Origin of the sequence: Psychromonas aquimarina ATCC BAA-1526 (genome assembly GCF_000428725.1) — a bacterium.
GTDB lineage: Bacteria > Pseudomonadota > Gammaproteobacteria > Enterobacterales > Psychromonadaceae > Psychromonas > Psychromonas aquimarina.
The window spans coordinates 59661-81980 of the sequence record NZ_AUAM01000021.1; the positions used below are offsets into that span (position 1 = coordinate 59661).

Annotated in this window: 20 protein-coding genes and 3 tRNA genes; 4 read left to right on the forward strand and 19 right to left on the reverse strand. The window is 42.1% G+C overall.

Annotation, left to right across the window (positions count from 1 at the left end):
- Positions 1-2 precede the first annotated feature (2 nt).
- Positions 3-749 carry an ATP-binding cassette domain-containing protein gene (locus G337_RS0109615; protein ID WP_028863697.1) on the forward strand — a complete coding sequence of 249 codons (747 nt, stop codon included), beginning with the start codon at positions 3-5 and terminating at the stop codon, positions 747-749.
- A 67-nt stretch (positions 750-816) separates the two neighbouring features.
- On the opposite strand, the gene G337_RS0109620 is transcribed toward G337_RS0109615, so the two are convergent.
- From G337_RS0109620 to G337_RS0109640, 5 genes are all read right to left on the reverse strand, one after another.
- A complete protein-coding gene (locus G337_RS0109620; protein ID WP_028863698.1) occupies positions 817-1341 on the reverse strand; it encodes an NADPH-dependent FMN reductase in 525 nt (174 codons plus the stop codon).
- 140 nt (positions 1342-1481) lie between these two features.
- Positions 1482-2156: an ABC transporter permease gene (locus G337_RS0109625; RefSeq protein ID WP_028863699.1), complete on the reverse strand. Its 675-nt coding sequence runs from the start codon at positions 2154-2156 to the stop codon at positions 1482-1484.
- Positions 2157-2158: 2 nt separating this feature from the next.
- Positions 2159-2899, reverse strand: a complete 741-nt coding sequence (locus tag G337_RS0109630; protein ID WP_028863700.1) for an ABC transporter permease — start codon at positions 2897-2899, stop codon at positions 2159-2161.
- Positions 2900-3108: 209 nt separating this feature from the next.
- Positions 3109-3885 (reverse strand): ABC transporter substrate-binding protein, encoded by a 777-nt coding sequence (locus tag G337_RS0109635; protein WP_028863701.1) that lies wholly within the window; start codon positions 3883-3885, stop codon positions 3109-3111.
- A gap of 43 nt (positions 3886-3928) precedes the next feature.
- Positions 3929-4696, reverse strand: coding sequence for an ABC transporter ATP-binding protein (locus G337_RS0109640; RefSeq protein ID WP_028863702.1), 768 nt, complete (start codon positions 4694-4696; stop codon positions 3929-3931).
- A gap of 277 nt (positions 4697-4973) precedes the next feature.
- Between G337_RS0109640 and G337_RS0109645 the strand changes: the two genes are divergently transcribed.
- Entirely contained in the window at positions 4974-5552 is a 579-nt protein-coding gene (locus tag G337_RS0109645) for an acetate uptake transporter (RefSeq protein WP_028863703.1), read from the forward strand.
- An 87-nt stretch (positions 5553-5639) separates the two neighbouring features.
- Here the strand turns inward: G337_RS0109645 and G337_RS0109650 are convergent, their stop codons facing one another.
- From G337_RS0109650 to rpsO, 3 genes are all read right to left on the reverse strand, one after another.
- Positions 5640-7097, reverse strand: a complete 1458-nt coding sequence (locus tag G337_RS0109650) for a DUF3360 family protein (RefSeq protein WP_028863704.1) — start codon at positions 7095-7097, stop codon at positions 5640-5642.
- A gap of 1147 nt (positions 7098-8244) precedes the next feature.
- Positions 8245-10350, reverse strand: coding sequence for a polyribonucleotide nucleotidyltransferase (gene pnp, locus G337_RS0109655; protein ID WP_028863705.1), 2106 nt, complete (start codon positions 10348-10350; stop codon positions 8245-8247).
- 161 nt (positions 10351-10511) lie between these two features.
- Positions 10512-10781: a 30S ribosomal protein S15 gene (gene rpsO / locus G337_RS0109660; protein ID WP_028863706.1), complete on the reverse strand. Its 270-nt coding sequence runs from the start codon at positions 10779-10781 to the stop codon at positions 10512-10514.
- Positions 10782-11137: 356 nt separating this feature from the next.
- Between rpsO and G337_RS27665 the strand changes: the two genes are divergently transcribed.
- A complete protein-coding gene (locus G337_RS27665; protein WP_051303120.1) occupies positions 11138-11839 on the forward strand; it encodes a winged helix-turn-helix domain-containing protein in 702 nt (233 codons plus the stop codon).
- Positions 11829-12293 carry a hypothetical protein gene (locus G337_RS0109670; RefSeq protein WP_028863707.1) on the forward strand — a complete coding sequence of 155 codons (465 nt, stop codon included), beginning with the start codon at positions 11829-11831 and terminating at the stop codon, positions 12291-12293. Before G337_RS27665 ends, G337_RS0109670 begins: the two co-directional genes overlap by 11 nt.
- Before the next feature lie 68 nt (positions 12294-12361).
- Here the strand turns inward: G337_RS0109670 and G337_RS0109675 are convergent, their stop codons facing one another.
- The 11 genes from G337_RS0109675 to secG all read right to left on the reverse strand — a co-directional run bounded on the left by G337_RS0109675 (position 12362) and on the right by secG (position 22113).
- Positions 12362-13600, reverse strand: coding sequence for a TPM domain-containing protein (locus tag G337_RS0109675; RefSeq protein WP_028863708.1), 1239 nt, complete (start codon positions 13598-13600; stop codon positions 12362-12364).
- Positions 13601-14496: 896 nt separating this feature from the next.
- Entirely contained in the window at positions 14497-14706 is a 210-nt protein-coding gene (locus G337_RS0109685; RefSeq protein WP_028863709.1) for a hypothetical protein, read from the reverse strand.
- A gap of 66 nt (positions 14707-14772) precedes the next feature.
- A complete protein-coding gene (gene truB, locus G337_RS0109690) occupies positions 14773-15705 on the reverse strand; it encodes a tRNA pseudouridine(55) synthase TruB (RefSeq protein ID WP_028863710.1) in 933 nt (310 codons plus the stop codon).
- A complete protein-coding gene (gene rbfA, locus G337_RS0109695) occupies positions 15705-16106 on the reverse strand; it encodes a 30S ribosome-binding factor RbfA (protein ID WP_028863711.1) in 402 nt (133 codons plus the stop codon). Before rbfA ends, truB begins: the two co-directional genes overlap by 1 nt.
- A gap of 93 nt (positions 16107-16199) precedes the next feature.
- The gene (gene infB / locus G337_RS0109700; RefSeq protein WP_028863712.1) at positions 16200-18845 is read right to left on the reverse strand and encodes a translation initiation factor IF-2; all 2646 of its coding nucleotides are present in this window, start codon (positions 18843-18845) and stop codon (positions 16200-16202) included.
- 22 nt (positions 18846-18867) lie between these two features.
- Entirely contained in the window at positions 18868-20367 is a 1500-nt protein-coding gene (gene nusA, locus G337_RS0109705) for a transcription termination factor NusA (RefSeq protein ID WP_028863713.1), read from the reverse strand.
- Between the two features lie 11 nt (positions 20368-20378).
- Positions 20379-20840: a ribosome maturation factor RimP gene (gene rimP / locus G337_RS0109710; protein WP_028863714.1), complete on the reverse strand. Its 462-nt coding sequence runs from the start codon at positions 20838-20840 to the stop codon at positions 20379-20381.
- A 380-nt stretch (positions 20841-21220) separates the two neighbouring features.
- Positions 21221-21297 (reverse strand) — tRNA-Met (locus tag G337_RS0109715).
- Positions 21298-21332: 35 nt separating this feature from the next.
- A tRNA-Met gene (locus G337_RS0109720) sits at positions 21333-21409 on the reverse strand.
- Between the two features lie 287 nt (positions 21410-21696).
- A tRNA-Leu gene (locus G337_RS0109725) sits at positions 21697-21781 on the reverse strand.
- 8 nt (positions 21782-21789) lie between these two features.
- A complete protein-coding gene (gene secG, locus G337_RS0109730; protein WP_028863715.1) occupies positions 21790-22113 on the reverse strand; it encodes a preprotein translocase subunit SecG in 324 nt (107 codons plus the stop codon).
- Positions 22114-22320 lie beyond the last annotated feature (207 nt).

The following is a 22320-nucleotide window of genomic DNA, read 5'->3' on the forward strand; positions in this document are numbered from 1 at the left end:
CCATGTCTGAACACGAATTTATGATCACAATGCAGGATGTTAACAAGTGGTATGGTGACTTCCATGTACTCAAAGACGTTAATTTAAATATTAAAAAAGGTGAGAAACTGGTTATCTGCGGCCCTTCCGGCTCGGGTAAGTCAACTACCATACGCTGCTTAAACCACCTGGAAAAGTTTCAGGAAGGCAAGATTACCATTAACGGCACAGAGTTAATTGAAGATGTAAAGGTTGTCCGCCATATCCGCTCACAGGTGGGCATGGTGTTCCAGCATTTTAACCTCTTCCCGCACCTTTCCGTGCTGGAAAACCTGCTGCTGGCTCCAACCTGGGTGCATAACAAACCGCGTAAAGAAGCAGTTGAAACGGCCATGTATTATCTTGAGCGGGTTAAAATTGCCGATCAGGCGCATAAATATCCTAACCAGTTGTCAGGCGGACAGCAGCAGCGTGTCGCTATCGCACGCTGTTTATGTATCAACCCTGAAATAATGCTGTTTGATGAACCAACTTCCGCCCTGGATCCGGAGATGGTTTCAGAAGTACTGGAGGTCATGGTGGAACTTGCCGAAGAAGGGATCACCATGATCTGTGTTACCCATGAGATGGGCTTTGCTAAAAAAGTTGCGGACAGGGTAATTTTTATGGATGCCGGACAGATTATCGAAGAGAATGAACCTCATGAATTCTTTGATAATCCGCAGTCGGATCGTTTAAAACTGTTCTTAGATCAGATTTTATCGCACTAAACAGCACTTTATTAAAAGCATGTCGGTCATTTTATCCAGCACCCGGCATGCCTTTTCTTTTTCCTTCTTAACTTAACTTTGCCATCAGCAGCTGTAACTGCTCATTAATATCATCTGCTTTCAGACAGCTGTTTTCTAAATCAAAATTCTCATAAAAGCTTGGTACAGATAAAAAACCTTTCAGGTCTCCTGAAAAGAACGGTGCAGAGCCGACAGCCCCGGTTAATACACTGGAAGCACCGCTAGGCCCCGGAGATGTCGCCAGTAATATGAGTTTTTTACCCTGAAAGACTTTGGCATTAATTCGTGAACACCAGTCAAAAATGTTTTTATAAGCGGCAGAATAAGAACCGTTATGCTCAGCAAAAGAGATAACCAGCGCGTCACACAGGCTGATTTTATTAAAAAAATCATGAGCTAAGGAGGGGATACCGGAGTCATTTTCTCTGTCTTCACTAAATATCGGCATTTCATAATCATTAAGATCTAACACCTCTGTAGTGCTGTTTTCGACTAAGCTGCAGGCATAGGTAACTAACTTTTTATTAATTGATCGAGTGCTGCTGCTTCCTGCAAATGCAAGTATTTTCATAATACATCCTTTTTGAAAAATTCTTACTTCAGTGTGCTGCATCCGCTTCAATTGGTCAAATAAGGAAATTTATTTAAATCCAGGCATAAAAAAACGCAGTAAAAACTGCGTATTTTATAAGAAGCAGGTAACAGAGAGCTTTACTGCTGCGAGTAAGAGGCTTCCAGTTTTTTAAACAGGTAAATAACAGAAAAGGTTAAACACATATACAGCAGTCCGGCAGCAAAATAAGCTTCAAAAGGCGCATAATAACGGGCGTTAACTACGCGGGCCGCCCCGGTGATATCAACAATAGTAACCACCCCGGCGATGGCACTGCCGTGGATCATAAAGATAATCTCATTGCTGTAAGCCGGCAGGGCACGACGCAGTGAGTTAGGCAGAGTAATACGACGTAAAGTCTGCCAGGTACTCATACCATACGCCTTAGCGGCTTCCAGCTCGCCTTTGTCCATAGTGCCGATTACACCGCGGACAATCTCCGCAGTATACGCACCGGTATTTAAAGTAAAGGCTAACAATGCGCAGAACCACGCTTCCTGAAAGTAGTCCCATAACCAGCTTTCACGTAAACTATCAAACTGTGCCGATCCGTAATAGATAATAAACAACTGTATTAACAGCGGCGTACCACGGAAGAAATACATATAAAACCAGACAGGGCCTTTTGCAAACCAGTTGCCGCTGCCGCGCAGTATGCCGGCCGGAACCGCAATAAATAAACCTAACAGTAATGAAAGTGCCACCAGCCAGATAGTGGTCCATAAACCATTAAGGTAAAGCGAGTACTGATTAACGATAATTGATAAATCCATCTCTACCTCGTTTTAATCGTATATTTTTGTTCAGCCCACTTTAATAAAGCGGTCGACAGTGTGGTAAAGAAAAGGAAGACCAAAGCCACAGCAAAATAGAAAGTAAAAGGCTGCTGCGTTGAGCCGGACGCATCACCGGCAATTTTAACCATATCCTGTAAACCGATAATCGAAACCAGAGCTGTAGTTTTTAATAAAACCAGCCAGTTATTACCAATGCCGGGAAGTGCATGACGCATCATCTGCGGAAACATAACACGGGTGAAAATTTTTAATTTACTCATTCCGTAGGCAGTTGCAGCTTCCAGCTGGCCTTTTTCGACAGACATAAAAGCACCGCGGAAAGTTTCAGCCATATAAGCACCGAAAATAAAACCAATGGTAATAATACCGGCAAAATAGGGGCTGATATCAATATAGTCCGGTAAAAATGAATACCATTCATGCTCAGGGTTATAAGTTGTAAACAGTTCGTTTAACCATTCATTGAGGCTGTAACTTAAATCATTTACCAGCATCTGTCCGCCGAAAAATATCAGCAGCATTAAGATAAGATCAGGAATACCGCGAATAACCGTAGTGTATAAAGTAGCAATACCTTTTAATATTGTTGAGTGCGATAACTTAGCTAATGCGCCTAACAGTCCTAAAAAAACCGCTAATATTAGTGACAGCAATGCAACCTGAAGAGTTAACCATGCCCCTTCAAGCAGTATTCCCTGGTAATTTTGTAGTTCAGCCATATAAAATTCAATTTCCAGTCATAATAAAAAAGGATGGCTGCCCATCCTTATACCATTCCGCATAATTACCTGATCAGCCTTACTGGTTAAAATTAACGATAGCCGGCTATTGCTCAATCAAACGCCTTGCTCTCTTTAATTTTCCCTTCGTAATTTCAGACCATTTAATTAGGCGGAATGGTATTAGTTTTGCTTTGCGGCGTCAGTAATTACTGATCTGCACCGTAAACATCAAAAGTAAAGTATTTATCCTGGATAGTTTTATAAGTACCGTCTGCACGAATAGCGGCAATTGCACTGTCTAACTTCGCTTTCAGTTCTTTATCCTGCTTACGCAGCGCAATACCCGCACCTTCACCAAACCATTTAGGATCGTTTAGTTTAGGACCGATAAATTCAAATTTATCACCGTCTTCTTTGGCTAATAAACCGTCAGCAATAGCGGCAGAGTCTGCCATTACATAATCTAAACGACCAGCTTTAAGATCCAGATACGCTTCGTCAGCTGAGCCGTAACGCTTGATTTTAGCATTCGGGTAATTATCCGAGATATACAGGTCCATCGTTGTAGCACGCTGTACACCAACGCTTTTTCCTGCCATAAACTCTTTTGTCGCCTGGAAATCAGTTCCTTTCAGAGCAACAAAACGTGCTGGAATATGCTGATATTTGTCCGAGAAAGCGACTTTCTTTTTACGCTCTTCGGTAATATCCATTGTGGCGATAATAGCATCAAACTTACGACCTAATAATGCCGGAATGATGCCGTCCCAGTCCTGCTTTACTAAAGTACATTTAACTTCCATCTCGGCACATAATGCATTAGCAATATCAATATCAAATCCGGTAACACTGCCGTCGGCTTCTGTTTTACTAAATGGAGGGTAGGCACCTTCCACTCCAAAACGGATATGCTTCCACTCTTTTGCCTGCGCGGCGTTAAATGACAAGGCGAATAGTGCAATTAACAAGCTGATTTTTTTCATTGTGTATCCTTAAATTGGGTAAATTATTTAAACTATGTTCGGGTTAATAAACTGATGAAATAAATTGTTTAAAGCGTTCTGATGACGGGTTTTCAAAAATAACTTCCGGCTTCCCCTGTTCCTCGACTAAACCTTCGTGTAGAAACAACACCTTGTTTGAAACATCACGGGCGAATGCCATTTCGTGAGTAACAACCAGCATGGTTCTGCCCTCCTCTGCCAGGCCGCGCATCACACTCAGTACTTCCCCGACCAGTTCAGGATCCAGTGCAGAGGTTGGCTCATCAAAGAGCATTACTTCAGGCTCGACAGCAAGCGCACGCGCAATAGCAACCCGCTGCTGCTGACCGCCGGAAAGCTGCCCGGGAAAATAATTTTTTCTTTCATATAAACCAACGCGCTGCAGAATAGCTTCTGCTTTTACAATCGCTTCTTTTTTAGGTACGCCTAAAACATGCACCGGCGCTTCAATAACATTTTCTAAAACTGTCATATGCGACCACAGATTAAAACCCTGGAAAACCATTGCTAAACGAGAACGGATACGTTCCACCTGCTTGATTGAAGCCGGCACAGCACCGCGTTTTTTATCCTGCTTCATCTCGATCAGTTCACCGTTAACTCGAATTTCACCCGAGCTCGGTGTTTCCAGTAGGTTGACACAGCGCAGCAGAGTACTTTTGCCGGAGCCCGAAGCACCTAGTATCGAAATCACATCACCTTTATGTGCATCTAAATCGATACCTTTTAATACTTCATTGTCTGCAAATGATTTATGCAGATTTTTTATCGATAGAGTTGCTGATTTCATATTTCTCAAATTCGTTTTTTAACAGTTAATCTGATTGTATTAAGCGCAGTTAATAAAATTAATACAAAGTTACATTATGCATCGAATATAAAGAATAATGAATAATTATGCAAATTATTAATGTTCAAGATTTGACTGGTTGTATCTCATTTATAATTTAAATATCTACAAAAAGGTGATAGAGGTCTTAATTTTACAAATTTCTTTACAAAAAAATTAGTCGTGATATTGTGCGCGCGATTATCTCCCGTCCAACTAACATAAAAAGGTATATTGCGTGTCACAAACTATTAATTACGCTAATCCAGCACCACTCGGCCTAATGGGCTTTGGTATGACAACTGTTTTACTTAATATCCACAACGCTGGATTTTTTCCAATTAGCGCAATGATATTAGCAATGGGCCTATGTTACGGCGGTATAGCACAAGTTATCGCCGGTATACTTGAATTTAAAAAAGGTAATACATTTGGTCTAACCGCTTTCACATCTTACGGTTTTTTCTGGATCAGCTTAGTTGTACTGCTGATAATGCCTGAAATGGAATTAGGCGGTGCAGCAGAAACGACACCACACGCATTTATGGCATGGTACCTGTTAATGTGGGGGATATTTACTGCATTTATGTTTGTCGGAACACTTCGCGGTAACAAGTGTCTACAGTTTATCTTCGGAAGCTTAACCGTTTTATTCTTCCTGTTAGCTGCACGTGATTTCACCGGCTCGGCATTAATCGGCAAAATTGCCGGATTTGAAGGTCTTATCTGTGGATTAAGCGCAATTTACTTAGCAATGGCTGAAGTAATTAACGAACAGTACGGCCGTGAAGTTTTACCTATTGGTGAGCCGAAATAATAATTCTATTTCTTCGCTGAAAATAAAAAAGCCGAGTTCTTCGCTGAAGAACTCGGCTTTTTTGATCCTGACCGTTATCAGTCAATACTAAAGCAGTGCTGGAATACCCGGCAGCTGCCCTACTAATGCCAGTGAGCCGACACAAATGATAAATGCGACAGCAGGAATCACTAAACGGTCTGCAAAGGCTAGTTTTTCACTACGCTCTTTATCACCGATAAAGCCCATATTGTCTAATAGCATTGTCGTTGCCCAGCCGAATACCGGATTAACCAGTGCGCTTGAGAAGATACAGATACCTGCACTTTGTGAGCTCTTGTTATCATTAACCATCTGCATACCCGCTTCTAACAGAGGTAAGAATACTCCTACTAACAATGCCACACGTAATACAGGCTCCCACATTGCCAAATCCATTGGAAAACCTAATAACGCACATGCTACACACAAAAAGCCAGTTAAAACGGCACCGCCAGGTATAGGACGTTTAGCGATAGCGGCCGGGATCATGTAAGTTCCCCATGAAGATGCTAAGTTTGCACCACCTAATACCGAGCCTACCACTTGACGAATAGACACTACAGTCATTGTATCATCTACGTCCATAAGTACATTTCTAGCTTTTTTCGGATAGTTTAACTCCTGGAATACGCGGTGACCTAAGAAATCAGGAGACCACATCGCGACAGCTAGAATAGCAAATGGAATAACGGCAATATAATGACTAAGTGTAGGCCAGCCAAGCTTCCAGCCGGTATCTTCACCCCACCAGTATAGCGGACTCATGTTTGGCAAACCCGGCTCTGTGACAAACTCAAATGGAGCACCTAATGCGTATGCGGCAATACCAGCTATTACGGAACACAGTGGAATCGCCAGCCAGCGTTTTTTGATACGTGCTAGATATGCATAAACAACTATGGTTACTAAGATAACCACAAAGGCTACGAAGGGCATGCCGATATTATCTGCAGACCAGGCTTTTAACTTAGCAATCTGACCAACAGTTCCTACCGCACCGAGATAAATCAGCAAGCCCCCGCGTACCCCTTCACCGGTTAAGGTCACCAGCTTAGAGCCGCCTTTAGACATACTCAGCATAATACCGAATACCCCGACCATAATGCCGAGCGCCAGCGGATGCCCCCCAGCGGCGGCAATTAACGGGATAAGCGGAATCATAGGGCCATGCGTGCCGGCAAGGTTAGTACGAGGGTTTAATATCGCGGCAAACAACACCACAAATAAAACACCTGCAATAACTAGTTCAAAGCGGACGTTTTCTGCAACAAAAGAAGCATCTAAACCAAACTGAGCGGCAAATGCCGTAGCCATAGCGGCTACCATTACAATTTTACCAATGGTGGCTGCTAATGCCGGTACCCAGTCCTCTATTTCAATACGGTAATCACGATAAGGTAAATTTATACCCCAGCGTTTAAACTTCATGATACTCAGTTCGTTGTTCAAGTAGTCTTCACGGGAACCAAAATCACTTGCGGGTTTGTGTCGATCACGGTACGTTTTATTCTCTGCATCCTGCATAGAAAATCCTTTCTAAATATTAATGGTAGTTTTTAATATAGCTAAAATAACAAGATAAATGAGATATTTTTTGTCTTAAGACAATTTATGACAGTTTGTGGACTAACCCGCTCAGGTAACCCGCAAGAGTGACGAACCCCGCACAAATTCAGTAAAAACAGTGTATTTTTTATACTTAATTGATTGTATATTTCAACGAAAGAATAAAAATGAAAATTAAATAAGCCGCCCTTCCCATAGGGGTTAGTATTTTAAACAAACCGAAAAAGCGGCTTAAAAACAGCAGTGAAAAAGCAAATAATTTGATGTTTTTCAAAAAACATCAATACGCTATAACGCCCGGTAACACCGGCAATGGAAAAGAAAAAACATCTTAATTCTCCATCAGTCCGGTGACAATTTTGACTATTCAGGTACAAAAACAGGGGAGATATATTTATTGGCCTGATGATAATAAACAGCTGAACATCCGATAAAAAAGATCTGTTAAAACTTTTGTTCTACATGACCAGTTCTCAGAAGTTTTAAGCCTCTTCAGGGCTATAATAAAGCATATATTTTATGCGCAAGATGAGCAGACGAACGCAGTTTCGCAGTCTGAAGAAGACCTGTTGGGGCTTCTGACTTACTTTACAGCAGCTCAGGAGCTTTAAATATCATCAGGCATATATTTATGCAGGCAATGATGAAGAACCGAAACGAAGTTTCGCAGTCGAAGAAGTCTAGTTTCTAGTACTTTAACTTTCACTTCTTGACCTTCTTTCAGATGGTCGGGCAATTTTTGTAAACGCTATTCACCGTTATTTGAGGTATAGCTGTGAGATGTGGACTAGACCATCTTCATCTTTCTACTGGTACAAAAGAGAAACATATATTTACTATGCTGATGATGAAGAACCGAAACACAGTTTCGCAGTCTGAAGAAGTCCTGTTGGAGCTTCTTTCTTTTCCATTGCTTCTTTGATGCTTAGGCGAACACGGCCCTGGCGGTCAACTTCTAAGACTTTATCTTTTTTGACCTTCTGTCTTGGTTAACAGCTGGTCAGAAACTTTAAGTTTCTTCAGGCATAAAAAAAGGAAGCCGAAGCTTCCTTTTTATTAAAGTTAATAACCTAAGCCATTACTTTATATTTTATTAAGTAAAGTATTACTCAGCAGCTGGAGCTTCTTTCTTTTCCATTGCTTCTTTGATGCTTAGGCGAACACGGCCCTGGCGGTCAACTTCTAGTACTTTAACTTTTACTTCTTGACCTTCTTTCAGATGGTCAGAAACTTTCTGTACACGTTCTTCACAGATTTGTGAAATATGAACTAGACCGTCTTTACCAGGTAAGATGTTTACGAATGCACCGAAATCAGCCAGACGTACAACTTTACCTGTGTAGATAGTACCTACTTCAACTTCAGCTGTCAGTGCTTTAATGCGGTTGATTGCATCATCAGCCTGCTCACCAGAAGTTGCTGCAATTTTAACTGTACCGTCATCTTCGATTTCAATCGTAGTACCAGTTTCTTCACAAAGAGCACGGATAACCGCACCACCTTTACCAATAACATCACGGATTTTATCAGTATTGATTTTCAGTGTATGAATACGCGGAGCAAACTGAGAAATATCTTCACGGCCTTGGGGCAGTGCTTCATCCATTACTGTTAAAATGTGTAAACGTGCAGCTTTTGCCTGGTTTAAAGCAATCTGCATGATTTCACGAGTGATACCTTCAATTTTGATATCCATCTGCAGTGCAGTAATACCTTCAGTAGTACCGGCAACTTTAAAGTCCATATCACCAAGATGATCTTCATCACCTAAGATATCAGAAAGAACAACGAACTCTTCGCCTTCTTTAACCAGACCCATTGCAATACCAGCAACAGATGCTTTAAGCGGTACACCGGCATCCATAAGCGCTAGAGATGAACCACAAACAGAAGCCATTGAAGATGAACCATTAGATTCAGTGATTTCAGAAACCACACGTACTGTGTACGGGAACTCTTCAACCGTCGGCATAACAGCTAGAACACCACGCTTAGCCAGACGACCGTGACCAATTTCACGACGCTTAGGAGAACCAACAAAGCCTGTTTCACCAACACAGTATGGAGGGAAGTTGTAATGCAGCAAGAAGTGATCTTTCTTCTCACCCATCAGGCTGTCAATGATCTGTGCATCACGCTGCGTACCAAGCGTTGCTGTTACTAATGCTTGTGTTTCACCACGTGTAAATAGTGAAGAACCGTGAGTACGCGGCAGTACGCCGGTACGAACGTCAAGTGCACGAACACTTTCAGGATCACGGCCGTCGATACGCGGCTCACCTTTAATAATACGCGTACGTACAACAGTTTTTTCTAAATCGTGTAAGTATTCACCTACCTGTTTAGCATCTAACTCTTCGTCAGCAGCTAATAATTTTTCTTTTACTTCGGCCGTGATAGCTTTAACAGCATCGTAACGCTGACCTTTATCACTGATCTGGTATGCCTCTTCAAAACGCGCTTGAGCTTCAGTTGCGATTAACGCATCTAATGCTTCGTTGCGTGCCGGAGCAGTCCAGTCCCATGCAGGACGTGCAACTTCAGCTGCAAATTCTTTAATTGCTTCAACAACTTTCTGCTGTTCATCGTGACCGTATACAACAGCGCCTAACATTACGTCTTCGCTTAAGATACCCGCTTCAGATTCAACCATTAATACTGCGTTGTCTGTACCAGATACTACCAAGTCAAGATCACTTGTTTCTAATTCAGTTTTAGTAGGGTTAAGCAGGTATTGACCTTCTTTGTAACCAACACGCGCACAACCGATAGGACCGTTGAAAGGCATACCAGAGATAGAAAGTGCCGCAGATGTTGCGATCATCGCAACGATATCCGGGTTAACTTCAGGGTTGATAGAAACAACAGTTGCAATTACTTGAACTTCGTTTTTAAAACCTTCAGGGAATAGAGGACGAACTGGACGGTCAATAAGACGTGCAATTAACGTTTCTTCTTCACTTGGGCGGCCTTCACGTTTGAAGAAACCACCTGGGATTTTACCCGCAGCGTATGTTTTTTCCTGGTAGTTAACAGTAAGCGGGAAGAAATCACGCTCCTGGTCGTCAGCATTTTTACCAACAACAGAAACAAATACACAGGTATCATCCATGCTGCACATTACAGCAGCAGTTGCCTGACGTGCAATTACACCCGTTTCTAGGGTTACAGTATGTTCACCATACTGGAAACTTTTTACAATAGGAGTCACTTTTATATCCTTTATTTAATTTATAATCTTTATGCTTTTTATCGCGCCGATAGTATACGTCAAACTGCCTGCTTTAAAACGTTTTAAACATATTTTTTTGTGTTTTAAAAACAAAAAAAGAGCCCTATAGGCTCTTTTTGAAATCAGTTTTTAACTCAGAATTAACGACGTAGGCCTAATTCAGAGATAAGTGCTGTGTATGCAGCTACGTTTTTACGCTTTAGGTAGTCAAGTAATTTACGACGCTGACTAACCATGCGTAGTAGACCACGACGGCTGTGGTGATCATGGATGTGCTCTTTAAAGTGGCCCTGCAGGTGGTTGATTTGTACAGTGTATAAAGCAACTTGTACTTCAGGTGAACCTGTGTCAGTTTCTGAACGACCAAATTTAGCTACGATTTCAGCTTTCTGTTGTGCACTTAGTGACATAACATACTCCGATATTTTATGGTTAAGTGAATTAACCTATTTTAATTATTACCGCCGATCACTAATTCAGCGATAAAGTGAACCGCGGATTTTACGGAGTATTAAGCAACTAAGCAATAGTTATCGAAGAGATAATTGCATATTCAGCAGCTCTTATTATTCCTCCCCTCCTGCAAAGACAAGCAGCGGCTTATTTTTATCAGAATCAGATATAAATTTTCTACTGTCAGCGCTAAAGTTTTTGTTTTTCAGGGGTAAATACACTATGTGTATTTACAACAGCAGCGCCTATAAGAGAAACTCTTAATATCCCGCACCGATATTTATCTAAAACGGTATAAATTAGGAAAAACAAAATGGTTCACAGCAGTACAGAGACAGTGCAGATCAATGATCTTATTGTTGTTGATTTTAAAAAAGAAAGCATAAGCTATCTAAACAGCGGCCATAAAATTCAGGTGCCGGCAAATGAAATTCTTTTATTGCGCTATTTCTGCAGCCATAGTAATCAAACGCTGACAAAAGAAGATATTATTGATTTTGTATGGACGTCACGAGGCATTGTAGTTGATGACGGCAGCCTGCTGCAGTGCATTTCAAACTGCCGAAAACTGCTTAATAATAAAGAAACCCAGCTGATCAAAACTGAAAGACGGGTAGGTTACCTGTTCACCGGCAGCGTCACCCCTTTAGATAAGCATCATAGCGAAAGCTACATGACTGCTGACAGTGTAACGGAGCCCGTCAGCAGCAGTGACAGCAAAAATAAAACGCGCAGCCGCTATAGCTCCATAGCTGTTTATTTTCTCCTGTTTGCAGTATCTGCTGCTGTAGGTATAGGCAGCGCTATGCTTTTTTCCTCAGCAAGTCCGGAAAGCACTGACAACAGCCCCAAAAAACAGTCAAAATGTTTTATCGCTTCCCAAGATTCTGAGCCAGCCTTAACAATAATTAATATTAATAAATATGATTTTGCAAATGTGCAGTTATTAGTACCGGACACGGGTAAAACAGTCAGTATTTCTTCCGGCTATCAGGGGGTTAAGTGTGAAAACTAAATATCTTATAATATGCGCCGGCTGCGGACTACTGTGCGGTTTTCTTGCCTACTACAGCTTTCTTTACTTCAGCAGTTCCGTCCTGCCTCAAGGCGCTTATCAGTCGTCAATGATTATGAAAATTGAAAGAAACGGGCGGCACTTCACTCTTCCCGTTGAAAGCCGTATTGAAATCAATGATGACCAGTTTAATCTGTTATTTATTACCGGTGACGACTCCGGATTTTCATCGGTCGGCACCCTGGAAAAAGATGCACACAGTATTCGTTTTATTCATGCGCAGCGGCATCAGATTGCCCCGGAAAAAGCCGAGGGTGTATTAGAGCAGGCCTTATTAAGGCCGGGCAGCTTATCGGGAAAACTTCGCTTAGAGGTTATGGATAAGCACTCATTTGCCATTGTCGGGGAATCAATTGCACTTTATTACACCAACAAAGCAGCTCAGAATGATTAAGTGCCAAAGACAGATTAAAAACAGCTGTATATCCAGCTGTTTTTAAAGCATATCCCGCACAGAGATTGCTAATCAGCCGACAATTGACCTTTTATCAGCTTTAAGCGCCCGTCACGTTTTATTAAAAACTCATATCCAGACTCATCTCTTAGGGCATTTAACAGATTAAAAAAAGACTCTTTAGTAGATACTTTTTCTCCATTAATACTGACTATCTGGTCACCCTTGCGGATATCAAGTGCAGCAAAGGGCATACCTTCAAGCACATAGGTGACCTGCACTTTTTTATCAATATCTTCGACACCAAGCCCCCAGCGTACCTGCCCGGTTGGAAAACCAGTGCGGTTAATATTCCAGTCTAAAAATGCAAACCAGTAATTATGATCCGCACTCATATCAAAGTACCAGTTATTATTATGGTTAAAGCGGATAGATTTTTCAGTCATGGTTAGATCTAATTTCCAGCCGTCTTCGTTAATAAAAAACCAGGGGGAGCATAAACGCGCATCAATCGGGTAACGTAATACGGCATAGCTGTTATTGTCAGCCTTCACTAACTGCGCATCAGGGCAGTTTTTATATGTTTTCAATACGTTATCCATCTGCGCAGCGGTCACAGTCCACTGCTGGAGCATGCCCCGGGTCGCGGATGAATAAATACCTAGAGCTGTACTGTTATTGTGGCTTTTCAATACTTTAAAATAGCGGTTTAAAATCACTTGCGGGGTGTTTTCCTGTGAGTAAGTGCTTACCCTTTTTTCCTGCACTGAAACTTCCGAATTTTGAATTTCGCTCCCGGCGCCTAAGGAGTCTGTTTTCTGGTATTTCAGCCAGGCTGTATGATCCGGGCGCAGAGCCTGCTTTACTATTAATTCGACACCCGCGGTAATGCCCTCTGTAATATTTCCTTCACTGAAAAACGGCACCATATGATACTGCTGCAGATAAACAGTAAAACCGGCACCATAAAGACTATTAAGTGCAGGAGCGGTTTTAAGGCGAAGCAGTTTACTGTACGGGTTAATCACAAATAATAGCCCCTGCTCTTTATCGCTTAACTCTCCCGCATCCAGTTCACTGAATAAAAGCTCGGCGGCTTTATCTATCTCCTGCGCATCAGTGATAACGATACGCATATCTATATCATGTGAAGCCAGCAGCGCATTATGATAACTGACAAGTATTGCTGACTCGCCTGTATTAAGCAGATTAACTTTATCTGTGACAATTTCACCTGCAAAAAGGCAGGCAGATAAAAACAGGCTGCAGCAGAGTAATAATGATCTGAACAGAGGGCGTAACAACATTAGTCTTCCTTGTATTTCAGTAAAAAGTTAATTCCTAATCAATAAAAACTATATCTGCTTTAGAGACTTTTACAATCGCTTTTGCATTTAGGCTGCCTGAAGATACGTTTTCAAAGATACAGAGTATACATGCTATTAAGTATATACCACGGAAAACGCCCCCCTCTCAACAAAAGCTTGTATTAGAAAGTGAGCAGGTATTAATAACAACATAAATATTTAAATAACAGGCCTTTTTTATCGTTATCTGCTTTTTCTTTATGACCTGCAGGGCATAGATTCAACCTCATTTATTGAAAACAGCCTGCCTCTGATTCTTCTTGAGACAGAATTTTTGTAATGATAGTCATCTAAGCCTGAAAACTATCAGAAAATTCAGTCAACTGCCCGCCAGGAGAGGCATAATTCACTACACGACTCATAGACCGAACTCGTCAAACGAAAATATTTTTTAACTACAATCAGCGATAAAATAGAACAGGTGCTTATCCGTTAATAAGCAGAAGCTGGTTTTAGAAGTAACGGAAACGGCGGTAATGAATCATATGTCAGTCACTAAAGCGGCATTAATGCAGCTCATCCGACAGGGGTGATAGTCAGTCTGTATGATTTGAGGACGGGATATTCATCGTTATCAATTCTGCAGGAGCAGCCTCTCCATCAGATAAAGGTGAACCGATCTTTTAGTTAAAACAAGAGAGCTTGTTGACGAGTTAACAACTTTAAAATGTGATTTTCTGCTGGGATACTATTACAGTAAACCTTTACCGCTTGCTGCGCTGATTGAATACTGCAGAGACACAGAAAAATGCGCTCTGCATATGCAGATTTTAGTATCTAACCAGTCACAGCGGCTGCTCATTTTACTTTGTACACTTAGAAAACAGGCAGAACCTTTAATCTTCCAACTCTAAGGCGATACTTGTACAGCCTTTTACACAGTTCACACCGGGCTGACCTTCACTGCTGACACTTAATTTAAGTGGCTGGCCGCAGACAGCACAAAGTACCGTTTCACCCCAGCCGATTTTCTTAATCAGACTGCGCTGCTCATTGAATGATTTTGATGCGGATTTGTTCACTGCCGAAAAGTCTAACTTTGCCATTTGTATCACTTCATTTCAGATAATAAAAAGCCCCGCAGAACAACTCTGAGAGGCTGAGGCTGCTTTTTACAGGTTTGCTAAACGCTTTGGCGCAATTAAACCATCATCGTTCATCTGCCCGACACCAATAAAAGTATGCGCTTCACCAACGGTAATACGCACAATCGTATCATCCGGCGCACCGAACACCTGTACAGGCTGCCCATGCAGAACGTAGTCGCCCATCTCATCAGTAATGTTTACTTCAGGGTAGTTTTTTACCGCAGTATCCATATCTAATAAAAGCGGATCCAGCAGCTCATAGGGGCTGATCTCAGATTCTTTGGCCTGCTCAATTAACACATCTAACTGTTCGATAGTAACCATACGCTCATAAGGGTAATCAGCAACCTGAGTACGACGCAGCATTGAGACATGCGCACCGCAGCCTAATAACTCACCCAGATCGTCAACAATAGTACGGATATAAGTACCTTTGCTGACGTGAATATCTAAATCGACCTCATTATCTTCAAAACGCAACTGATTAATTTCATAGACGGTGATCGGCCGAGCTTCACGCTCAATAGTGATACCTTCACGCGCATATTTATAAAGTGGCTGGCCTTTATGTTTTAATGCAGAGAACATTGAAGGTACCTGCAGTATATCACCACGGAACGTATCCAGTGCATCATCAAGCTGCTGCTGAGTAACAGATACCGGGCGTTCTTCAACCACGTCCCCCTGAGAGTCACTGGTTGTTGTACGCACACCTAGTGTAGCAGTTACGGTATAACGTTTGTCGGAATCGAGTAAAAACTGAGAAAATTTGGTGGCTTCACCTAAACAGACCGGCAGCATGCCCGTTGCAAGCGGATCTAACGCCCCCGTATGCCCTGCTTTATTAGCAAAGAAAATACGTTTCACGCGCTGCAGTGCATGGTTGGAACTGATATCTGTTGGTTTATCCAATAAAACAATACCGTTTATTGAACGACCCTTTCCTCGTCTTGCCATTACTCTTCGTCCTCTTCCGTACGCTCAGACTGCTCGAATTTAGTTTTATCAACTTTTACCGCGCTGCTCACCATTTCAGAAATACGCAGACCTTCGGTTAATGTTTCATCAAAACAGAAACGCACTTCCGGCACAATACGTAAACGCATCGCTTTACCTAATAAACGACGGATGTAACCAGAAGCGGCATTCAACCCTTCAAGAGATTCATCGTTAGTCTGGTCGCCGATGGTTAAAAAGGTAACAAATACCTTTGCGTAAGCAAGATCACGAGTGATATCAACACCTGAAATCGTCACCATGCCGATACGCGGATCTTTTACTTCCTGCTGCAGTATACGCGCCAGTTCTTTTTGAACCTGCTGCGATACGCGAGAAGTACGGCTATATTCTTTGGCCATTTTTTACTCCTTCATCAGAAAACTGATGCTTATTCTATATAAATAAGAATGGAGGCAATAGCCTCCATTCTTTAATCAAAAGCTGACTTAAAATTATAGAGTACGTTTAATCTCAATAACTTCAAATACTTCAATCTGGTCACCAACGCGTACATCGTTGTAGTTCTTAACACCGATACCACATTCCATGCCGTTACGAACTTCATTCGCGTCATCTTTAAAGCGGCGGAGAGACTCAAGCGCACCTTCATAGATTACCACGTTTTCACGCAGTACACGGATCGGGTTATTACGTTTGATAATACCTTCAGTCACCATACAGCCGGCAATTGCGCCGATTTTTGGTGATTTAAATACATCACGTACTTCAGCAAGACCGATAATTTCCTGTTTGAACTCAGGCGCTAATAAACCGCCCATTGCCGAACGTACTTCATCAATCAGATCGTAGATGATGCTGTAGTAATGCAGATCAACCGCTTCATTATCGATAAGTTTACGCGCAGTTGCATCAGCACGTACGTTAAAGCCGATAACGATAGCACCAGAAGCTGAAGCAAGCGATGCATCAGTTTCAGTAATACCACCAACACCACGGCCGATAATGTTAACTTTAACTTCATCAGTCGACAGTTTATTCAGTGAATCACAGATTGCTTCAAGTGACCCCTGAACATCTGCTTTAAGTACGATATTAAGTTCAGAAACTTCACCAGCTTCCATGTTGGCAAACATGTTGTCAAGTTTAGCTTTCTGCTGACGGGCAAGTTTAATATCACGGAATTTACCCTGACGGTATAATGCAACTTCACGTGCTTTTTTCTCATCACGTACAACTGTTGCTTCATCACCCGCCTGAGGCACACCAGATAAACCTAATACTTCTACAGGAATAGAAGGACCAGCTGCATCAATCGGCTTACCGTCTTCATCGCGCATTGCACGAACACGGCCGTATTCAAGACCACAAAGTACGATATCACCCTGCTTCAATTCACCCTGCTGTACAAGGATAGAAGCAACCGGGCCGCGGCCTTTATCAAGACGAGACTCAATTACCACACCTGATGCAGGACCTGAAGCAACGGCTTCTAAATCAAGCATTTCCGCCTGTAGAAGAATACTGTCAAGCAGCTCTTGAACACCGGTACCTACCTTAGCTGAAACGTGTGCGAAGATATTCTCACCCCCCCACTCTTCAGAGATAATGTCATGCTGAGAAAGCTCAGTTTTAACACGATCCGGATCCGCAGCTTCTTTATCAATTTTGTTTACCGCAACAATCAGAGGTACACCAGCGGCTTTAGCATGCTGAATCGCTTCAATTGTCTGAGGCATTACACCGTCATCGGCAGCCACAACCAGTATTACGATATCCGTTGATTTAGCACCACGAGAACGCATTGATGTAAACGCCGCGTGTCCTGGAGTATCTAGGAATGAGATCATGCCTTTCGGCGTATCTACATGGTAAGCACCGATATGCTGAGTAATACCGCCGGCTTCACCGTCAGCAACTTTTGCACGACGAATGTAATCTAGTAATGACGTTTTACCGTGGTCAACGTGACCCATAATAGTAACAACAGGTGCACGTGAAGTTTTCTCGCCGCCTTCCTGTGCTTCAGCAAGTACAGCTTCTTCTAATTCATTTTCTTTAGTAAGAATAACCTTGTGACCCATCTCTTCAGCAACAATCGTTGCAGTTTCCTGGTCAATCACCTGGTTGATAGTTGCCATTGCTCCCATCTTCATCATAACTTTGATAACTTCAGTCGCTTTAACAGCCATTTTATTAGCCAGCTCAGCAACAGAAATTGTTTCACCAATTTTCACATCACGTTCAACTGGCGCTGCCGGCTTCTCAAATGCCTGCTGTAATGCAGAAGGAGTTGCAGGGCCGGCTTTCTTGCCGCGGCGGCCGCGACGACCATGTGCAGCAGGTGCAGCTGCGGCTGCTTTTTTCTTTTTCTTACGGCGGGAAGGACCTTCCGCTTTAGAATCAGATGCATCTTCAGCAGCCTGTGCTTCTTTAGATGAAGTTACGTGGTAATCCACACCTTCAGCAGCTTTTTTACGCGCGGCTTCTTCGGCAGCCCAGCGAGCTGAATTTTCTTCAGCTAATTTTTTAGCAGCTTCAGCCTGTTTAGCGGCTTCCTGCTCAGCTTTACTCAGTGCTTCTGCTTCTGCTTTTTTCAGAATATCAGCAGCTTCTTTTTCCTGCTGAATCTGCTCAGCGGTTTTGTCTGACTTCACAGCTGACTGCTTTTCTTTATTAGCAGCGGCTGCTTTTTTAGCTTTCTCATCAGCTTCTTTTTTCACAGCTAGTTTTTCAGCCTGCGCTTTTTCTGCGGCAGCTTTCTTAGCATCAATTTCAGCCTGCAGTTTTGCTTCTTCAGCGGCTTGTGCAGCTAACTCAGCTTCTTTAGATGCTTGAATTTCACTATCAGTGCGCTTAACGTAAGTACGCTTTTTACGAACTTCAACCTGAACGGCTTTAGCCTGACCCGCTGAGCTTTTAACGCTTAACGTACTTTTCGTTTTGCGCTGCAGTGTCATTTTCTTTTTAGTTTCGCCGCCGTGCTGCTTCTGTAAAAAAGTAGTTAGTGTTTCTTTCTCTTTTAAGCTTACTTTATCTGACGCTGACTTCTTAATACCGGCATCTGCAAACTGTTTAACCAAAACTTCTTCCGATTTATTTAAATCTTTAGCAAGGTCTTTTAATAAAATATCTGACATAATTTTTTCTCCTATCTGATGCTTATTCAGCGTCTTCGCTGAACCAACAGATGTTACGAGCAGCCATAATCAGCTCCCCTGCTCTTGTTTCGTTCAGTTCTTCAATTTCAAGTAGATCGTCAACCGCCTGTTCAGCGAGATCTTCCAGTGTAACAACACCTTTACTTGCAAGTACAAACGCCAGGTGGCCTTCTAAACCTTCAAGTGCTAACAGATCATCAGCAGGTTTAGCACCTTCAAGACTCTCTTCTTCAGCAAGTGCTTTTGTCGCTAATACATTTTTAGCGCGAGTACGTAACTCTTCAATAATCTCTTCATCAAGACCATCAATTTCCAGCAGCTCATTCATCGGGACATAAGCAACTTCCTCCAGCGAGCTGAAACCTTCTTCAACTAAAACACCGGCAAACTCTTCATCAATTTCAAGCGCTTCAGTGAATAAAGTAATAACACCATCTGCTTCAGCCTGATGTTTTGCTTTTAACTCAGCCACTGTCATTACATTTAATTCCCAGCCGGTAAGCTGAGATGCTAAACGAATATTCTGACCGTTACGGCCGATTGCCTGGGCTAGATTATCTTCTTCAACTGCGATGTCCATGCTGTGCGTATCTTCATCAACAACAATAGAAGCAACTTCAGCCGGAGACATTGCATTGATAGCAAACTGCGCAGGATTCTCATCCCATAAAATAATATCTACACGCTCACCGCCCAGCTCACCAGATACAGCTTGAACACGCGCACCACGCATACCCACACAGGCACCAACAGGATCAATTCGCTGGTCATTTGATTTAACAGCAATTTTTGCACGAGAACCGGGATCACGAGCTGCGCCCATAAGATCAATCATCTCTTCTGCAATTTCCGGCACTTCTAGACGGAACAGCTCAGTCAGCATCTCAGGTTGAGTACGTGTAACAAAAAGCTGCGCGCCGCGCGCCTCTGGACGAACTGCAAATAATAGACCGCGTAAACGGTCACCCGGACGGAAGTTTTCGCGCGGCAGCATCTCATCACGGAAAATAACAGCTTCAGCGTTGCCGCCTAAATCAAGCAGAATATTGTCACGGTTCATGCGTTTTACCACACCCGTGATTAATTCGCCTTCCTGCTCAGCATATTGCTCAACAATTTGTGCGCGCTCAGCTTCACGTACTTTTTGTACAATAACCTGTTTCGCTGTCTGTGTTGTAATACGATCAAATTTTACTGACTCAATTTCATCTTCAATGAATTCGCCAACCTGAATTTCAGGGTTATCATATTCAGCTGCTTCAAAGGTAATCTCCTGACACGGATTTTCCATTTCAGCATCTTTCTCAAGCACTAACCAGCGGCGGAAAGTTTCAAATTGTCCAGATTCACGGTCAATTACTACACGAACATCGATATCGTTTTCATATTTCTTTTTAGTCGCAATCGCTAGTGCACTTTCTAATGCTTCGAAAATAGCTTCACGCGGAAGACCTTTTTCATTAGATACTGCCTCTACGACAAGTAAAATTTCTTTATTCATCTGTAATCGCCTTAATTATCAAATTTTGGAACAATATTCGCTTTCTGAATATTACTTAGTGCAAAACGCTCTTCAGTACCGTCAACATTCACACAAATTATTTCACCTTCAACAGAGGCGATAACGCCTTTCCATTTACGGCGGTTCTGGATCGGCATTCTTAACTGCACTTTTACTTCGGCACCTATAAATGCAGCATACTGTTCAGCAGAAAACAGAGGACGTTCTAAACCCGGCGATGAAACTTCAAGAGTATATTCATTGGTAATAGGATCTTCGACATCCATCAACGCGCTGATTTCCCGGCTTACAGCCGCGCAGTCATCAACTAAGATTCCTGCTTCCTGATCAATATAAACACGCAGTGTTGAGTGCTTACCTGCACGAATATATTCAACACCGACTAATTCATAGCCGAGATCTTCTACATTTGGTTTAAACATTGCTGTTAAACGTTCTTCTAAACTTGCCAAATCTATCCCCTTTCAGAAACAAAAAAAGGGCATATAGCCCTATTTAATTAACAACTTATGTTTATTAGAAACAAACATAAGTTGTCATGTCACGCTGCTGAAAGACAAATTTCAACAACGCAAATAACAAAAAAGCCCCAATAAATTGGAGCTTTTCATAGGAAACTATTGAAATACAATAGTTTATGAAAAATCGCATTAACAGGAAATTAATCAACTGTCTTTGCTAGTGTTTTTTAAGAGTTGAGCCCGATAAGCTGACTTCTTATACATAACACTAAATGTGGTTGCGAGAGCAGGATTTGAACCTATTACCTTCGCCAGTATTTATAAGAGCTGAGCCCGATGAGCTGGTTTCTTAATACATCAATACTAAAATGTGGTTGCGAGAGCAGGATTTGAACCTACGACCTTCGGGTTATGAGCCCGACGAGCTACCAAGCTGCTCCATCTCGCGTCCGTAATTGGTGTTTCATTTTACAACTGAAAAGTTGGTTGCGAGAGCAGGATTTGAACCTACGACCTTCGGGTTATGAGCCCGACGAGCTACCAAGCTGCTCCATCTCGCGTCTATTCTTTTCTATTTCCAGTTAACTTAACTAGAAATTAATATTCCAATACAGGTATAACATATTGAGTTGCGATAGCAGGATTTGAACCTACGCCCTTCGCCTATGTCTACAAATCACGAGCCCGACGAGCTACCAAGCTGTTCCAGCTCGCGTCTGTACTTTATGATTCGATATACTTATCAAAACATTTAATCTTTTCTTTCTAACCTATCGTTAGAAAACGCCGACATTATATAGGCAATGTGATATTGAGGCAATCACTATTCATCGACATTATAAATATTTGGTGCGGATAGAGAGACTTGAACTCTCACGACCGAAGTCATAGCCCCCTCAAGGCTACGTGTCTACCAATTCCACCATATCCGCTTATTTTATTACTCTGGAATCTGAGTTGAAGTATCTACTTCTACAGCTGCTTCAGCAGGCTGTTCAACAGTCAGGTCTGAAAATGCTTCATCCGCTGTTACTTTATTTGTTGAAAGATTACCTAACACCAAACTCAACACAAAAAAGGTAACGGCAAGAATAGCAGTTGTACGAGTCATAAAGTTACCAGCACCGCTAGCACCAAATACTGTATTTGAAGCACCTGAGCCAAAAGAAGCACCCATACCTGCACCTTTACCCTGTTGAATTAATACAAATCCAATTAAGATAATTGCGACAATTAAATAAACAACTAACAGCATCTCATACATAAAAATATACCTAATTTATTCCAGAAAAACTTCTTGGTGCTCCACCAGAGAAGCGGGCGAATATTACCCAAAAAACTATAAAACCACAAGCGAATAACCAGACTATTTCATTCTTTTAAATAAAGCCGGGGTTAACTGCCCAAATTTCAAACAAAGCGTTGAAATAACAGACCAAACAATGATAAATCACAAGCAGTCAAAATATGT

Excerpts from the sequence above, each read along its gene's own strand:
- G337_RS0109615 (WP_028863697.1), top strand. The coding sequence starts at position 3 with ATGTCTGAACACGAATTTATGATCACAATGCAGGATGTTAACAAGTGG.
- G337_RS0109620 (WP_028863698.1), bottom strand. The coding sequence starts at position 1,341 with ATGAAAATACTTGCATTTGCAGGAAGCAGCAGCACTCGATCAATTAAT.
- G337_RS0109625 (WP_028863699.1), bottom strand. The coding sequence starts at position 2,156 with ATGGATTTATCAATTATCGTTAATCAGTACTCGCTTTACCTTAATGGT.
- G337_RS0109630 (WP_028863700.1), bottom strand. The coding sequence starts at position 2,899 with ATGGCTGAACTACAAAATTACCAGGGAATACTGCTTGAAGGGGCATGG.
- G337_RS0109635 (WP_028863701.1), bottom strand. The coding sequence starts at position 3,885 with ATGAAAAAAATCAGCTTGTTAATTGCACTATTCGCCTTGTCATTTAAC.
- G337_RS0109640 (WP_028863702.1), bottom strand. The coding sequence starts at position 4,696 with ATGAAATCAGCAACTCTATCGATAAAAAATCTGCATAAATCATTTGCA.
- G337_RS0109650 (WP_028863704.1), bottom strand. The coding sequence starts at position 7,097 with ATGCAGGATGCAGAGAATAAAACGTACCGTGATCGACACAAACCCGCA.
- rpsO (WP_028863706.1), bottom strand. The coding sequence starts at position 10,781 with ATGTCACTAAGTGCACAACAGAAAGCTGAAATCGTAGCTAAATTTGGT.
- G337_RS27665 (WP_051303120.1), top strand. The coding sequence starts at position 11,138 with ATGGTTCACAGCAGTACAGAGACAGTGCAGATCAATGATCTTATTGTT.
- G337_RS0109675 (WP_028863708.1), bottom strand. The coding sequence starts at position 13,600 with ATGTTGTTACGCCCTCTGTTCAGATCATTATTACTCTGCTGCAGCCTG.
- G337_RS0109685 (WP_028863709.1), bottom strand. The coding sequence starts at position 14,706 with ATGGCAAAGTTAGACTTTTCGGCAGTGAACAAATCCGCATCAAAATCA.
- truB (WP_028863710.1), bottom strand. The coding sequence starts at position 15,705 with ATGGCAAGACGAGGAAAGGGTCGTTCAATAAACGGTATTGTTTTATTG.
- rbfA (WP_028863711.1), bottom strand. The coding sequence starts at position 16,106 with ATGGCCAAAGAATATAGCCGTACTTCTCGCGTATCGCAGCAGGTTCAA.
- infB (WP_028863712.1), bottom strand. The coding sequence starts at position 18,845 with ATGTCAGATATTTTATTAAAAGACCTTGCTAAAGATTTAAATAAATCG.
- nusA (WP_028863713.1), bottom strand. The coding sequence starts at position 20,367 with ATGAATAAAGAAATTTTACTTGTCGTAGAGGCAGTATCTAATGAAAAA.
- secG (WP_028863715.1), bottom strand. The coding sequence starts at position 22,113 with ATGTATGAGATGCTGTTAGTTGTTTATTTAATTGTCGCAATTATCTTA.